Annotated in this window: 13 protein-coding genes; 5 read left to right on the plus strand and 8 right to left on the minus strand. The window is 58.0% G+C overall.

All coding sequences use genetic code 11. The features are described 5' to 3' along the window. Window positions 1–80: 80 nt before the first annotated feature. The gene (locus AC0TNJ_RS14860; protein ID WP_122003052.1) at window positions 81–2,375 is read right to left on the minus strand and encodes an NADP-dependent malic enzyme; all 2,295 of its coding nucleotides are present in this window, start codon (window positions 2,373–2,375) and stop codon (window positions 81–83) included. A 155-nt stretch (window positions 2,376–2,530) separates the two neighbouring features. Between AC0TNJ_RS14860 and mutS the strand changes: the two genes are divergently transcribed. Beyond that, window positions 2,531–5,260, plus strand: coding sequence for a DNA mismatch repair protein MutS (gene mutS / locus AC0TNJ_RS14865; RefSeq protein WP_473771516.1), 2,730 nt, complete (start codon window positions 2,531–2,533; stop codon window positions 5,258–5,260). A 163-nt stretch (window positions 5,261–5,423) separates the two neighbouring features. Here mutS and olsB read toward each other — a convergent pair whose 3' ends face one another. From olsB to sppA, 7 genes are all read right to left on the minus strand, one after another. Continuing rightward, on the minus strand, window positions 5,424–6,317 hold the full coding sequence (gene olsB / locus AC0TNJ_RS14870) for a l-ornithine N(alpha)-acyltransferase (protein ID WP_473768913.1): 894 nt from the start codon (window positions 6,315–6,317) through the stop codon (window positions 5,424–5,426). A 287-nt stretch (window positions 6,318–6,604) separates the two neighbouring features. Next, entirely contained in the window at window positions 6,605–7,087 is a 483-nt protein-coding gene (lspA, locus tag AC0TNJ_RS14875) for a signal peptidase II (RefSeq protein ID WP_473768912.1), read from the minus strand. A gap of 2 nt (window positions 7,088–7,089) precedes the next feature. Then, entirely contained in the window at window positions 7,090–7,950 is an 861-nt protein-coding gene (locus AC0TNJ_RS14880) for a TrmH family RNA methyltransferase (protein WP_122003055.1), read from the minus strand. After that, a complete protein-coding gene (locus tag AC0TNJ_RS14885; RefSeq protein WP_473771517.1) occupies window positions 7,947–9,071 on the minus strand; it encodes an RsmD family RNA methyltransferase in 1,125 nt (374 codons plus the stop codon). The genes AC0TNJ_RS14880 and AC0TNJ_RS14885 overlap by 4 nt, the downstream gene beginning before the upstream one ends. Window positions 9,072–9,217: 146 nt before the next feature. Further along, window positions 9,218–9,541 (minus strand): LapA family protein, encoded by a 324-nt coding sequence (locus AC0TNJ_RS14890; RefSeq protein ID WP_122003057.1) that lies wholly within the window; start codon window positions 9,539–9,541, stop codon window positions 9,218–9,220. Window positions 9,542–9,549: 8 nt separating this feature from the next. Continuing rightward, window positions 9,550–9,834, minus strand: a complete 285-nt coding sequence (locus AC0TNJ_RS14895; RefSeq protein WP_004687882.1) for an integration host factor subunit beta — start codon at window positions 9,832–9,834, stop codon at window positions 9,550–9,552. A 72-nt stretch (window positions 9,835–9,906) separates the two neighbouring features. Next, window positions 9,907–10,878: a signal peptide peptidase SppA gene (gene sppA, locus AC0TNJ_RS14900; RefSeq protein WP_473771518.1), complete on the minus strand. Its 972-nt coding sequence runs from the start codon at window positions 10,876–10,878 to the stop codon at window positions 9,907–9,909. 478 nt (window positions 10,879–11,356) lie between these two features. Between sppA and lptC the strand changes: the two genes are divergently transcribed. From lptC to rpoN, 4 genes are all read left to right on the plus strand, one after another. Beyond that, the gene (gene lptC, locus AC0TNJ_RS14905) at window positions 11,357–12,070 is read left to right on the plus strand and encodes an LPS export ABC transporter periplasmic protein LptC (protein ID WP_473768909.1); all 714 of its coding nucleotides are present in this window, start codon (window positions 11,357–11,359) and stop codon (window positions 12,068–12,070) included. A gap of 278 nt (window positions 12,071–12,348) precedes the next feature. Next, complete coding sequence (locus AC0TNJ_RS14910; protein WP_122003060.1) at window positions 12,349–12,999, plus strand: LptA/OstA family protein; 651 nt, start codon at window positions 12,349–12,351, stop codon at window positions 12,997–12,999. An 11-nt stretch (window positions 13,000–13,010) separates the two neighbouring features. Beyond that, window positions 13,011–13,850, plus strand: coding sequence for an LPS export ABC transporter ATP-binding protein (lptB, locus tag AC0TNJ_RS14915; protein ID WP_122003061.1), 840 nt, complete (start codon window positions 13,011–13,013; stop codon window positions 13,848–13,850). A 249-nt stretch (window positions 13,851–14,099) separates the two neighbouring features. After that, entirely contained in the window at window positions 14,100–15,641 is a 1,542-nt protein-coding gene (gene rpoN, locus AC0TNJ_RS14920) for an RNA polymerase factor sigma-54 (protein WP_473771519.1), read from the plus strand. Window positions 15,642–16,212: the final 571 nt, after the last annotated feature.

Below are 16,212 nucleotides of genomic sequence, written 5' to 3' on the forward strand. Positions count from 1 at the left end.
ATAGCCGCTTTTATCGACGATGAATATCCAAAAGCAAAGGCCGGGTTTCCCCGGCCTTTGCATCGCTATTCGCTGATTTTTCAGTTCGTCGCATTATAGGCGGTGATTGCCGCCATGTTGACGATGTCGGAATCCTTCGCGCCGATAGTGACGATCTGCGCGGGCTTGTCGAGGCCGACGAGCAACGGGCCGATGATCGTTGCGCCGCCCAGTTCCTGCAGCATGTCGGCGGCAATCGAGGCCGAGTGATTGTCCGGCGTGACGATCACATTGGCCGGACCCGACAGTCGGATGAACGGATATTGTTCCATTAGCTTCGGGTTCAGCGCCACATCGGCACTCATTTCGCCATCGAATTCGAAATCGACATGGCGTGTCGCCAGAATGCGGACGGCTTCCTGGATACGTGCGGAGCGTTCACCGCCCATATGGCCAAAAGTCGAGAAGGCGGTCAGCGCCACTCGCGGCACATAACCCATGCGGCGCGCCATGCCTGCTGCTTCCACCGCAATATCGGCAAGTTCGTCTGCGGTTGGCATTTCATGGACGGCGGTATCGGCGATGAACACCGTGCGTCCGCGGCAAAGCGCGATGGAAACACCGACCATGCGGTGGCCGGGCTTGGAATCGATCACGCGGCGCACGTCGTCAAGGCCCGTCGCGTAGTTGCGGGTCACGCCCGTCACCATGCCATCGGCATCGCCAAGCGCCACCATGCAGGCCGCAAAATGATTGCGGTCATTGTTGATGAGGCGGTGGCAATCGCGTGTCAGATAGCCCTTGCGCTGGAGTTTCTCGTAGAGATAGTCAGCATAGGCGGCATTGCGGCTCGACAGGCGCGCATTGATGATCTCGATGCCGGGACGGTCGAGATCAAGACCGGCAGCCTTGGCCGTGTCCTGCACCCGTTCCTCGCGGCCCACCAGAATTGCGGTGCCAAGGCCCTGATTGACGTAGGAAACGGCGGCACGCATCACCTGTTCTTCTTCGCCTTCGGCAAAGACGATGCGCTTCGGCTGGCGGCGCACGCGTTCATAGATGCCGCGAAGGGTCGAGGCGATCGGATCGCGGCGCGCCGACAGTTCGCGCTTGTAGCCTTCAATGTCGGCAATGGCGCGTCCGGCAACGCCGGTTTCCATCGCAGCCTTGGCAACGGCAGCCGAGACGGATGCAAGGAGGCGCGGATCGAACGGCACCGGAATGATGTAGTTCTGGCCGAAGCGCGGACGGCTGCCCTGATAGGCGGCAACCACGTCGTCCGGCACGTCCTCACGGGCGAGTTCGGCCAGCGCGTTGACGGCGGCGATTTTCATCGCGTCGTTGATGGTCGTCGCGCGCACGTCGAGCGCGCCGCGGAAGATGTAGGGGAAGCCAAGCACATTGTTGACCTGGTTCGGATAATCCGAACGGCCGGTGGCAACGATGGCGTCGTCACGGATGCGCGCCACTTCTTCAGGCGTCACTTCCGGGTCGGGATTGGCCATGGCGAAGATGATCGGGTTCGGCGCCATGGAGCGGACCATGTCTTCCGTGAACGCGCCTTTGGCCGAAAGGCCGAACACCACGTCTGCGCCATTCAGGGCATCGGCGAGCGACCGCTTGTCGGTCTTCACCGCGTGCGCCGATTTCCACTGGTTCATGCCCTCTTCGCGGCCCTGATAGACGACGCCCTTGGTGTCGCATAGGATGACGTTTTCCGGGGCAAAACCCATCGCCTTGATAAGCTCGATACAGGCGATGCCCGCCGAGCCCGCGCCATTGCAGACGAGCTTTGTCGTCTTCATGTCGCGGCCGGTCAGGTGCAGCGCATTGATGAGGCCGGCGGCGGCGATGATGGCCGTTCCGTGCTGGTCGTCGTGGAAAACCGGAATATCCATCAATTCGCGCAGGCGCTGCTCGATGATGAAGCAGTCGGGCGCCTTGATATCTTCCAGATTGATGCCGCCAAACGACGGGCCGAGATAGCGCACCGCATTGATGAAAGCGTCGATATCGGTGGTATCGACCTCAAGATCGATGGAATCGACATCGGCAAAGCGCTTGAACAGCACGGCCTTGCCTTCCATGACCGGCTTGGATGCGAGCGCGCCCAGATTGCCGAGGCCGAGAATGGCGGTGCCGTTGGAGATGACGGCGACCAGATTGCCCTTGGCCGTGTAATCATAGGCGAGAGCGGCGTCTTCGGCGATTGCCTTCACCGGCACGGCGACGCCCGGCGAATAGGCGAGCGACAGGTCGCGCTGCGTTGTCATGGGCTTGGTGGGGTTGATCTCCAGCTTGCCCGGACGACCCTGCGCGTGAAAGTCCAGCGCTTCCTTCTCACTGGCTGTGGGTGCGCGTTCTGATGTGTTGCCCTTCGGCGTCGAGGCTGGCATGTTCCCTCCGGTTTTCTCTGCGGGAAAACCTCGATAGCGCCAGTCTTGCATTGTGTAAACAGCGCTTACGGGAATAGATATTCATCCAAAAGCGATGGAATACGAAATTTTATGACTTTGGCGTTGTTCGCCAAGCAATAAATGAAGGTTTGCCAATGGAAGCGAAGGCGAGTGAACATATGTTGGATGCGGAAGAAAATGCCGCCGAGGCACCCGTTCGCCTGACGCCGATGATGGAACAATATATCGAGATCAAGGCAGCCAATGTCGATTCGCTGCTCTTTTATCGCATGGGCGATTTCTACGAGCTGTTCTTCGATGACGCGGTGGAGGCATCTGCGGCGCTCGGCATCACGCTTACCAAGCGCGGCAAGCATCTGGGCGAGGACATTCCCATGTGCGGCGTGCCGGTCCATGCCGCCGACGACTATCTGCAAAAGCTGATCGCCAAAGGCTACCGGGTTGCAGTCTGCGAACAGGTGGAAGATCCGGCGGAGGCGAAGAAGCGCGGCTCCAAATCGGTGGTGAAGCGCGACGTGATCCGCCTCGTCACGCCTGGAACGCTGACCGAAGAAAAGCTGCTGGACCCATCAGAAGCCAATTTCCTGATGGCCATGGGGCGCACGCGCGGCGATGGGGCGCTGGCGCTCGCCTGGATCGATATTTCGACTGGAACTTTTCGCGTGGCGGAAACCACGTCGGACCGGCTTTTCGCCGATGTGATGCGCGTGGACCCGCGTGAACTGGTCGTGGCCGACAGCGCCTTCCACGATGAGGAATTGCGCCCCGTCTTCGATCTGGTCGGCAAGGCAGTGACGCCGCAACCGGCGACCCTCTTCGATAGTGCTGCTGCGGAAGCGCGCATCCAGCGCTATTTCAACGTTGCGACGCTCGATGGTTTCGGCCAGTTCAGTCGCTCCGAGCTTTCGGCCATTTCCGGTGCGATTGCCTATATCGAAAAGACGCAGATTTCCGAGCGCCCGCCGCTGATGCGGCCCGAGCGCGAGCATGAAGGCGGCACGATTTTCATCGATCCGGCCACGCGCGCCAGTCTGGAACTGGTGCGCACCATGTCGGGCAGTCGCGATGGCAGTCTTCTCAAGTCCATTGACCGCACCGTTACCGGAGGCGGCGCGCGGCTTCTCGCCGAACGTCTGACCGCGCCACTGACCAATCCGAAGGAAATCGCGCTGCGGCTCGATTCTGTTTCCTGGTTCCTGAGCGAACCGGGCCTCTGCGAAGCCATGAGGGCTGAACTGAAAGGCGTGCCGGATATGCCGCGTGCGCTTTCGCGCCTTGCCGTCGGGCGCGGCGGGCCGCGCGATCTGGGTGCGCTTGCGCGAGGCTTCGAGGCTGCGCACACCATTGCAGGCCTGCTGGAAAGTGCTTTGCTGCCCGACGAGCTGGCCCATGCCCGTGATGCGGTCAGCGCCGTGCCTGCCCTCTTTACAGCGCATCTCGACCGGGCTTTGGCTGATGAATTGCCGCTCCTGAAACGCGACGGCGGTTTCGTGCGCGCAGGCTATAATGCCGAACTCGATGAAATGCGGGCCTTGCGCGACCAGTCGCGCCGGGTGATCGCCGGATTGCAAGCCGACTATATCGAAGAGACCGGCATCAAGTCGTTGAAGATCAAGCATAACAATGTGCTTGGCTATTTCATTGAGGTGACGGCCAACAATGCCGGGGCGATGACGGATACGGATGAAGCCAAGGGCCGTTTCATCCATCGCCAGACCATGGCCAATGCCATGCGCTTTACCACGACCGAACTGGCGGAACTGGAAAGCAAGATCGCCAATGCCGCCGACCGCGCCTTGTCCATCGAGCTTGCCGTGTTTGAGGAACTGACTGCGGAAGCCGTTTCTCATGCCGACAGCATCCGCGCGGCAGCATCGGCGCTTGCGGTTTTCGACGTTTCGGCAGCGCTTGCTGTGCTGGCGGAAGAGCAGGGCTATTGCCGCCCGCAGGTCGATGACAGCCTGTCCTTCAACATTGTTGCCGGTCGTCACCCGGTTGTCGAGCAGGCTTTGCGGCGGCAGGCGGCCAATCCGTTTGTTGCCAATGACTGCGATCTCTCTCCGCAAAAGGATTGCGGGAACGGTGCGATCTGGCTTCTCACCGGCCCGAACATGGGCGGTAAGTCGACCTTCCTGCGCCAGAATGCGCTGATTGCCATTCTTGCGCAGATGGGCTCCTTCGTCCCTGCCGGGTCTGCGCAGATTGGTGTCGTGGATCGATTGTTCAGCCGTGTCGGTGCTTCGGACGATCTGGCACGCGGGCGCTCCACCTTCATGGTCGAAATGGTGGAAACGGCAGCGATCCTCAATCAGGCAGGCGAGCGCTCGCTGGTGATTCTTGATGAGATCGGCCGCGGTACGGCGACTTTCGACGGACTTTCCATTGCCTGGGCCGCGGTCGAATATTTGCATGAGAAGAACCGCTGCCGGGCGCTGTTTGCTACCCATTTCCATGAAATGACGGCGCTTTCAGAAAAACTGGAGCGGCTTTCCAATGTCACCATGCGGGTCAAGGAATGGGACAATGATGTCGTCTTCCTGCACGAAGTGGCGAAGGGTGCTGCCGACCGTTCCTACGGCGTACAGGTGGCGCGTCTCGCCGGACTGCCCGAAGCGGTCGTCAACCGTGCGCGTGACGTGCTGCACCAGCTCGAAGCCGGTGAAACATCCGGCAAGGCCGACAAGCTGATTGATGACCTGCCGCTGTTCTCGGTCGTCTTGCAGCAGGAAAAGCCGAAGCCGCAGGTTCAGGCCAAGGACAGCGAACTGGCGAAGGCGGTTGCCGCCATCAGCCCCGACGAACTGACCCCGCGCGAAGCGCTGGACCTGATCTACAAATTGAAGGAACTGGCCGGAAAGGCGTGAGGTTTCTGGAACCTCGCCCTTCGATCCTTCGACAGGCTCAGGATGAGGCTATGCTCCGCCCCTCGGGATAAGGGCGCGGTAGTCTGTTTGAGATTCTGGGTATGACGTGCCGAAAATGGTGATGTTTGCGAACCGGAGCGGAGTGAACCGGAATATCTACAGACTACACAAAACGGTTCGCTTCCGCGCCGTAATACGTAATGTAACGGCTGGAGATGCGCTCAATCGGCAGGATGATGAACACATCCGTGGTGCCGAATGCTTCGTCGATCACGGCGCCATCCCCGATCATCGCACCGAGGCGCAGATATCCCTTCACCAGAGGCGGCATGGAAAACAGTGCAACCTTGTTGTTGATGGCTTCCTTCGGCATCAGGTCCATGGCCTGGTAGCGATTGGGCAAGGCGCGAACGTCCCAGTCATCGGTGGCACGGCAATTGTGATGAAGGAAGGACAGGCCGAGTGCGTGCGCGGCAGGTACAGCGCCGTGGAACGACGCGCAGCCGAACATCACATCGATGGAATGGCGGCGGCAATAGGCCCAGGCACCTTGCCACAGAAGCTCGACGGTACGCTTGGAACGGTATTCCGCCTTCACGCAGGAGCGACCGAGTTCAAGCAGACGAAGATTCGGGCGCGAAAGGGCCAGGCGCTGCACGTCATATTCGTCGGCAGAATAGAAGCCGAGCGCCTTTTCCGCCTGATCGCTGCGCATCAGGCGATAGGTGCCGACAATCTGCTGGTGTTCCGGCACGGGAAGGGCGGTATCGTAAACGAGAAGGTGATCGCAAATGGCGTCAAAGCGGTCGGCATCGCGAAGCTCCACGGCTTCGATGCTCTCCCGGCGCGCACCCATTTCGTCGAAGAAGACGCGAAAGCGCAATTCCTGCGCGGCTTCCACGGCCTCGCGTGAATTGGCAAGCCGTACTTCCAGCGATCCGATGCGCCCCAGAACAATGGGGTCGCCGCCGGACGCGAACAGCGCCTGTTGTGCTTCTAAGCCTGACATGACCGTATCATCAATGATTTGCTGGTCCATTCCAAGCAGTACTGTCATGATGATGGCTCCTGATTTGCCTATTCCCGTATTCCTGAATGGCTTTCCCACTGATATTTCAGCGAGAGCCGCCAATTCCAGCCTTCGTCCGCCCTGATTGAAAGGACGGGCGTCCAGTTCGGCCGAAGCATTACAGATTCAGTGCTACGCGAGGATGACAGAAGCATGTCACCAATGTGTCAATTCGAGTGGCCGGACCTTATCCCCTTCAAAAAGCTTTTAATTTCACGCGATCAAATTATGCGAAAGGCAGAAACTGTTCAAGCCGTCCCGTCAGCGTGTGGCCGTCAGCGGGTGGCCCGCTCGCGCCGCCAGCCGAGAAATTCTTCCAGAATGATAAGCCCAGCGCCGATGGTTATGAACGTATCGGCGAGGTTGAAAACAGCGAATGACCATGTCGGCAGATGGAACAGGATATAATCGACCACATAGCCATGCATCACACGGTCGATGAGATTGCCGATTGCACCGCCAACGACCAGCGCGAAACCGTAGCGCGCGAAAATGCGGTCCGGCGCGTTGGTCCACCACAGGTAAAGCACGAACAGGATAACTGCGGCGGTGATTGCCACCAGTCCCCAATCATGCAGCCAGGCGAGCATGGAAAAGGCGATGCCCTCATTGTGCGTCCGAAACAATGCGAGGAATGGCAGCAGGTCGATTTGTTGACCGTAGCCCATCCGTGTTTCCACCAGATGCTTGACGCCCTGATCGATCAGCACCGTGAGGATGACGACAAAAAGCGAGGACCAGACCGCGTGCCGCTTCATCCCTAAGCCCTTTCATCGAGCGTGAGCGCGTCGCGACGAATTTCGTACAGCATGACGCCGGTGGCAATTGCGAGATTAAGAGAATCTGCACGTCCTGCCTGGGGAATGCGGGCTAGCTTGTCGCACGTATCGGCAAGGCTGTCCGGCAGGCCCTGCTGTTCGTTGCCCATCATCAAGACCACGGGTTTGTTGGCATAGGGAATGGTGCGGTAGTCGACGGCGCCTTTCAGATGGGTGCCGACGACAAGGCCGGAAACGCCTTTGCGCCAGTTGAGAAAATCGGCTTCGCTCACCTTGTAGAGCGGCATGGAAAAGACCGAGCCCATGGTGGCGCGCACGGTTTCCAGCGAATAGGGATCGGTGGTGTCGCCAATCAGAATAACGCCCTTGGCGCCAACCGCATCCGCGGTACGGATGACGGTGCCAAGATTGCCGGGGTCGCGCACGCGGTCGAGCGCGATATAAACGTCGTTGCCTTTCGGCTTGAGGCTTGCAAGCGGGCGATATTGCTGCTCGAAGACGCCAACCACCATTTGCGGATTGTCGCGCCGCGTAATGGCGGCCATGATCTTTTCGGTCACTTCCAGCACCAGTCCGCCCTTGGCGAATGTGCGGGCGGCGACCTGCTCGACCATTTTGTTGCCCTTGCCGGATTTGGCGAAGACCAGCGTCTTGATGCGCCAGTCTTGTTCCAGCGCGTCGATGACAAGCTTCAGCCCTTCGGCCAGGAACACGCCCTGCTGGTCACGGAATTTTTTCAGCGCCAGCGAGCGAAGGTCCTTCACAATGGGATTGGTAAGGCTGGTAACTTCCTTGACCTGACCCACCCGGGGGCTTTTGGAAAAATCGTCGTCACGGCTCATTTGGCTACCCAGCGGCTGAACATGGAAGTGGAAAGTGCGCGTCCTGCCGCCCGTTCACGCAGGATAAGTTCACCCGATTCGACTGTCCCGCCAAGACCGGTGAAACGGTCGCGCATCAGCTCGTGAATGGCGAAGAAGGATGCGCGGATGGAATAGGCTGTCAGGATGACGGCGAGCGGCTTTGGCGTCAGGATCGACCGGCATGTATCCACCATGGCAGGCAGATGCTCGAACAATTGCCAGACCTCGCCGCTCGGGCCGCGCCCATAGGCAGGCGGGTCAAGCAGGATGATGTCATAGAAGCTGCCGCGCCGCTCCTCGCGCTGCACGAATTTCATCGCGTCTTCGCAAATCCAGCGGACCGGCTTGTCGGAAAGCCCGGCCATTTCCTGATTTTCACGCGCCCATAAGATGGCTTTCTTGGATGCGTCCACATGGGTCACTTCCGCGCCGGCCCGTGCAGCCACCAGCGAGGCCACGCCCGTATAGCCAAAAAGATTGAGCACCTTCACGCTTCGTCCGGACTTTACACCTTCGCGGATAAGCCCGTCCATGAATGACCAGTGCGCGGCCTGCTCGGGGAACACGCCGACATGGCGGAATGAGGTGAACCGGCCATGAAAGGAAATACCGTCGTGCTGCATTGGCCATGTTTCACCGAGCGGCACTTTCGGGAACGCCCAGCGCCCCATGCCTTCCTCGTCGGTGTTGCCGGTGAAGACGGCGTCCGCCTGATCCCACTCTTTTTGCGGCAGGCTCGGCAGCCAGATCGCCTGACCTTCCGGGCGCACGATGCGATAGGGGCCATATTGCTCGAGCTTCAACCCGTTGCCGCTGTCGAGCAGCGCATAATCGGGCGAAGGTTCCGTTTCGAGAATGAGCGGCAGTCTTTCCCCCGGACGCGCACCGGCATAAGGCTTGATTTCGCGAAGCGGGGTAACGGGCTTGTCGTCTACGGGCTTGGGTGCAGCCTTGGCGAATTGCGGGCGCGGCTTTTTGAAGGACGAACCTTTATTATCAAACTTACCTTCAGGACGCGGCGCATCGTGTCTCGCGCGCTCAAAACTGCGTTCCTGCTTGCCGCCCGACGGCTTTTTGCCTTTTCCCTTTGGCGCTTTCACCCGAAACTCCAATCATCGTGATTGGGTCTAGGTAGGATAAACAGCGCCGGTGCGAAAGGGGAAAACGTCGTCCAATCGCGCACAAAAGGCTTTTCAAGGCACGAAACCCGGAAGTTTTGCTTCCGGGTTCGAGAATAAAGGCCGTTTCAGGAATTCACGACCGATATATTGCGCTTTTCGGCGGCTGTGCTGCGCTCAAGCAGGCGAGCCGCCTCCTGCTTGTACATCCGCTCCTTGCGTCGATGCTTGCCCTGCGTGAGCCACGTCACCAGAGAACCAATGACAACGCCAAGAAGGAGCGCACCAAAAAGCCACAGGAACAGAGGCGCATTATAGGATAGCGCCGGATTGCCCGGATTGAACGGATCGACCGTGAATTGCACCGACGCGCGATTGGCAACCGACAACGCAATCAGAACAACGGCGAGCGGTACAAGAACGATGATGGCGATGATGCGTTTTGCCGCCATAGCGTCTATCAGACTGCGCCGTTGAGACGGTCGCGCAGTTCCTTGCCGGTCTTGAAGAAGGGAACCCACTTTTCTTCCACGTCCACCGTTTCACCGGTACGCGGATTGCGGCCGCTGCGGGCAGGGCGGTTTTTCACCGAAAAGGCGCCAAAGCCACGCAGCTCAACGCGATTGCCTTCGGCAAGTGCATTGGTGATCTCGTCGAATACCGCGCCCACGATGTTTTCGACATCGCGCTGAAAGAGATGCGGATTGCGGCTGGCGATAATCTGAACGAGTTCCGATTTGATCACGGCTTTAAACCCCTGTTCTTCTGTTTGTTTCATCCGGCAGCTACCGGATATTGTTCGTGTGCCCGGTTGGCGTCAATTCGCTTCAGGCGTACCGTCAACGTGCCAAACCGAAAGAAGTCCGTCAAGAAAGATGCGCTCCCTGGCGATCTGCTTCAACATGCCATCGGCTTCCTGCGGCACGCCGATAAGGCGCGCACCGGCGTGAATGATGAGATCGCGCAGGGAAAAACCGGTTTCACCGCTGACCGGTTTCCATTCCAGGCGAGGCAGATCCTTCGACAGCCCCTTGCCTGCAAGCCAGGCCACGGCTTCCTCTTCACCGCCCAGCCCGTCGATCAGCTTTTTGTCCAGCGCCTGCCGTCCGGTAAAAACCGCACCATTGGCAAGTGCGAGTGCCTGTTCATGCGTGAAAGAACGGCGTTTTTCGACAATATCGACGAACCACGCATAGGAATCCATGATCATGTTGCTGATCATGCCCTTGGCCTCTTCGCTGGCCGGGCTGAAATAATTGGGTTCCGCCTTGAGCGGCGAAGACTTGATGGTTTCAACCTTCACGCCGATCGTATCGAGCAGCTTCGAGACGTCCGGATATTGAAACAGAACCCCGATGGAGCCGACGATGGATGTCTGTCGCGCGATGATGTGATCGGATGCACTGGCAATCATGTAACCGGCGGAGGCAGCGAGCGTGCCCACCTGTGTCACGACCGGCTTTTTCTCGGCAATCTTGCGCACGGCTTCGAAAATGGCTTCGCCGCCAACCGTCGTTCCGCCCGGCGAATCGAGAACCAGAATCACGCCTTTGACGGCATCGTCCTTGGCGATCTTGTCGAGGCGCTTCAGCAACTCCTCATTCTCGAAGATGGTGCCCTCGATGCGAACCTTGGCGATATGCGGCTGGCTGAAATTCGCGCCGCGCATGGACCATGAAGCGAAGACGGCAATCACGGCTGCGATCAGAAGAAGGAAGGCTGCACGCCAGACGGTCAGCTTTCTGCGCAGTTTGCGGCGTTCGATGATTGCTTCGGCGTCTTGAGCCATTCCCGTCCATCCATTGGTTCAAATAGCGTGGTTTGCGCTTGGCATTCACCTTTTGCCTCGAATGAGGACACGCGGCAAGTATCTTCGAAAAATGGGACTGACCGGAAATCGTTCGTGTTTCGCGAAATGCTCCGTTATCTGGATGTATATTGTAATGACGCTGCGCGCGATTCCCGGTTTGTTGTCAGCTCAGCTTTCATGGTGGCATCACGCCCGGCTGTAATTCGGTCCGGATTTGTGATATCAAAGAGTTGATTAGCATTCCATCAGGGATCGATGGAGTGAAAATTGGGCTGAATTATCAAAGGCATAATCCGCTCCTGCTCTTTATTTCCGAGGCGGGTGTGGTGTTTTGCGCGGTATAAAGCTATTGAGCAACCGACTATTTCACCCCAAATAAACCTTATTGAAATGAAAAAGCGCGACACGGACGCGCCGCTTATTGAATTCTACGAGCCGTCAAGGAACTGAACGCCGCATGACTGTCGATACCACAAATAGCCATGCGCCGCATAGCGCGACCGCTCAAGGTCGCGGCATAGGCAGTGTGCGTTTTGGTGCGTCGGAGAAGGCCGAGACGCTTTTTCATGCCGCGCAGCGCCATTCGGTTCGTGTCCGTGTCTTGAAGACCGCTCTTCCGGTCGCCGCTATTATCGTGGCGGCTGTATTCTCATGGTACACGTTTCTGGCCACGCCGAACACGCCCATTAAGGTGGAAGTGAATAATGGCGGCGAAAGCGGCAAGCTCGTCATGACGAGTCCGCATCTGAACGGATACACCAAGGATAATCGCCCTTATTCGATGACTGCTGCCAAGGCGACGCAGGATGCGAAGAACAGCGGAGCGATTTCGCTTGAAGGCATTTCCGCCGAGCTGCCGGTTGGCGAAAAGGGCATGGCAAAGGTCGAGGCAACGTCGGGCGTTTACGACAACGCCAATGGACGTTTGCAACTTGATAAGGACTTTACTGTTACGACAGATGACGGTTTGCGTGCAGTGATGCATTCCGCGGACGTCAATCTCAAGAGCGGGCAGATCACGACCGACAAGCCCGTCGATATCCGCAGCGGCAGCACGCATATTCTGGCCGACAGCATGCAGGTCAAGGACAACGGCAAGGTTCTTATTTTCGAGAACAAGGTTCGAATGACTGTTGACGGCAGCGTTGTTTCGCCCAACAAGGCTCCCTGAAAAGGGCGCTGATTTGAGGATAGGGAAGCGTTCGGGCCGATTTTTATCTGTGCGGACGCTTGAGTGCATTCTGAAGCCGGTTTTTGGACCGAAATGTGCTCGAAAACAAATTGTTAGAGCGTGATTCTGATGCAATCGGAATGCTACAGGCTCTAAACCGCTTTTTTGATCGCATTTTGCGATGCCGAATGTTCCCATTTGGACGCAAAGTGCTTAAGGTTGCGTCTGACCGCATATCGGCTGAGGGATGGTCGAATGCTTCGGGGAGCTGAAGATATATGGAACGCGAGACGGGCAAGATGAACAAGGGTACAATGGCCCGCACTTTGCGGATGGGATTTGCAGTTCTGGCGCTCGGGCTTGTCGCGGCTCCGGCAGCTTCTCTGGCACAGGAAGGCGCGGCCGTGAACGGCCTGAAGCTTTCCAACAGCAAGGCCCCCGTCAAGATCGACGCTGACAAGCTGGAAATGCGCGACAAGGAAGGCGTTGCCGTCTTCACTGGCAATGTTGCCGTTTCGCAGGGCGATGCCTTGCTGAAGGCGGGCCAGATGACGGTCTACTACAACAAGGCCAAGAAAGACGGCGAGGCGCAGGCGCCTGAACCGGCAAGTGCTGGCGTCGGTGGCCTTGATTCGTCGAGCATCGATCACATCGACATTTCGGGAAAAGTTTATCTCAAGTCGGGCACGCAGGTCGCAACCGGCGATACGGGCCGTTATGACGCCAAGAACCAGGTGATGGTTCTTCAGGGACAGAAAGTGGTCCTGACCGATGGCGATAATGTCGTGACCGGCTGCAAGCTGACGGCGCATCTTGATACGGGTCGCGCCAATGTCGAGAGCTGCAAGGGACAGTCCAAGGGTCGCGTGTCGATCATCATGGCTCCGAAAGATCAACAGCAGGGCGGCGCTGCGCCCAAGCAGAACTGACCGGAGCAGGCGTGGGATTGTTCTGGAACAAGAAAGCCGACGGGCCGCAAGCCGCATCGCAGAATGTGAACGCACCATCCGATGTCGCGGGCGCCATGCCCGGCCAGCCGGGTAAGTCGGCGCGTCTCAAGGGAACGCTGGTGGCGCGCGGTCTTTGCAAGAGCTATCGTGGACGGCAGGTCGTCAATGGCGTGTCGTTCGGCGTGCGTGCGGGCGAGGCAGTCGGCATTCTGGGTCCGAACGGTGCAGGCAAGACCACCTGTTTCTATATGGTGACCGGCCTTGTTCCGGCTGATGCAGGCTCCATCGAGATCGACGGTTTCGATGTCACATCGATGCCGATGTATCGCCGTTCCCGTCTTGGCATCGGCTATCTGCCGCAGGAAGCCTCCATTTTTCGCGGTCTCTCGGTGGAAAACAACATCAAGGCCGTGCTGGAAGTGGTGGAAAAGGATCGTTCCAAACGCGCCTCCGAGCTGGATGCGCTTCTGGAAGAGTTTCACATCGCTCATTTGCGCAAGGCACCCGCCATTTCGCTTTCCGGCGGTGAGCGCCGCCGTCTCGAAATTGCGCGCGCGCTTGCATCGCGCCCGAACTTCATGCTGCTCGATGAGCCTTTTGCTGGCGTCGATCCGATTGCCGTTTCGGATATCCAGCAGCTTGTCCGTCATCTGACGAGCCGCGGCATCGGCGTGTTGATTACCGACCATAATGTGCGTGAAACGCTCGGCCTTATCGACCGCGCCTACATTATTCACGCCGGTCAGGTGCTGACGCATGGCCGTCCCGCTGAAATCGTTGCCAACCCGGATGTGCGCAGGCTCTATCTCGGCGACCAGTTCACTCTTTAAAGCGCCATTGATCTGAATGAATTCAGATCCCCTGCTCCAGATTCCCCCGTTGTAAGCATCATTGGCGGGCGCGAAATAGGCGTGCGTGCCGTAATTCGCGCCGCTTCTACCGCGACTAATTTCCCTTTTGCTCGGAAAGCGCGCATTCTGAATTGACAAGCAAGGTTCATACCAGTTTTCATTCAGCCTGGCTGGAACATGTGGTTCTTGGCGGTGGGCAAGGGTGAAACAGGGGAGATAACGCGTTCCATGGCTTTGTCGCCCAAGCTCGATTTTCGTCAATCTCAATCGCTGGTCATGACCCCCCAGCTAATGCAGTCGATCAAGCTGCTGCAGATGACGCATGTTGAGCTTGAACAGTTTCTCGACGGTGAAATCGAAAGAAATCCGCTGCTGGACCGAATTGAGGCAGCAAATGATGATTTTTCGAGCGCGGACCCTGTGCCGGAAGGTGCCGAAACTGGCGGAGACGAGCTTGCATCCGACGACATGTCTGACGGCGACTGGTTCAAAACGGATGCTTCGGACGACGCCGAAAATCTCGCATCCACTTTCGACAGTTCGCTTGAGAACATCTTCCCCGACGATCCGGGACGTTTTGACGAAGTCGGCCCCGATCTGGCTGCGCAATGGAAATCGTCAACCGGCGACGGATATGTTGCGGGCGGCGGTTATGACATTGATCAGGTCACGGCAAGCCGGGTTTCATTGAGCGAGCACGTGGCGGAACAGATCGCGCTGACTTTTTCCGGTGTGACAGACCGGTTCATCGCGACAGCGCTTGCCGACGCGCTGGATGAGAGCGGCTATCTGCGTGTCGATATTGTCGGGCTCGCCCAGAATCTGGGCGTGGAAACGGCAGAGGTCGAACATATTCTTGGTATCGTGCAAACCTTTGATCCGCCCGGTCTTTTTGCCCGCGATCTGCGGGAGTGCCTGGCAATCCAGCTGCGCCTCAAGGACCGTTTCGATCCGGCCATGGAAGCTTTGATCGACAATCTCGATCTTCTGGCGCGGCGGGATTTCGCGACGCTCAAGAAACTGTGCGGCGTCGATCAGGCCGATATTCTCGATATGCTGACCGAAATCCGCATGCTTGATCCGAAGCCGGGTGCCTTGTTTGAAATTTCCGTCGCCGATGCCATCGTGCCGGATGCACTGGTGACGCCCTCGCGTGACGGTGGCTGGGCTATCGAACTCAACCCAGCCGCGATGCCCCGTCTCATCGTCAACAATGAATATTATGCGGAGGTAAGCGCTTCCGTAAAGGCCGAGGAAAAAGCGTTTCTCTCGGATTGCATGCAGACGGCGAACTGGCTCATGCGCAGCCTCGACCAGCGCGCGCGTACAATCCTCAAGGTTACGCAGGAAATCGTCCGGCAGCAGGACGCCTTTCTGCGCCACGGGGTGACCCATTTGAAGCCGCTCAATCTGCGCATTGTCGCCGATGCTGTCGGCATGCATGAATCGACCATCAGCCGCGTGACCGCGAACAAGTTCATGGCCACGCCGCGCGGCGTGTTTGAACTGCGTTATTTCTTTACCGCCTCCATCGCTTCGTCGGAGGGCGGCGACGCCCATTCGTCTGAAAGCGTGCGCCATCGTATCCGCCAGATGATTGACGCCGAAGCGCCAGAAGACGTCCTTTCTGATGACGCCATCGTGGATGCGCTGAAGAAGGACGGTGTGGATATCGCGCGAAGAACCGTCGCAAAATATAGGGAATCGATGAATATTGCTTCATCAGTCCAGCGCAGGCGTGAAAAGAAGGCGAGATTGTCAGCTTCCTGAATGTGAAAGCCAGAGCGCTTCCGCTGATTGCGGCATGAAGAGATTGTTATAAATCACAGATTGTAACTTCGGGGTTTTGTTCCCGTATTCCAATAGGGCGATGGCTCTAAAATTTTGGATTTGCAGCTTCCTTGTTTCAGAAAAATTCGACGTCGATTTCTGAGAAGAACCGCATAGCAGGATGATCAGCTGGCAGGAGGAGCAATTGACAAGCGCCAATTCACCCAATAGAAGCCCCGCTCGCGCGGCGAGCCTGGTCGGGGACACTTTGTTTTCCGGGTTTCGCAACAAGCCGTCAGCGCGGGCGTGCGGGCGGTAAAACTATTGCGTTTTACGACGCAAGCCGCGTCGAGGCAGAATTGAAGCATGGTTCCCAATAGCGAAACCGATTGGGAGGAAGGCGTGGATTTGGTGTTTCCAGCAGATGCTTTTTTGCAGGAAACATCTGATAATCCGTAATTTCTGGAAGAAATTGCGGTTGTGCATATGTTTGAAGAAAGGCAGCGTGACGTGCCGGGAAAATCCAGGCAACAGACCGGCTGGTGGCGCGTTACGTAAAAGAGCGGTGTGC

The sequence above is a fragment of the Ochrobactrum sp. PL_is483 genome, from assembly GCF_055816855.1.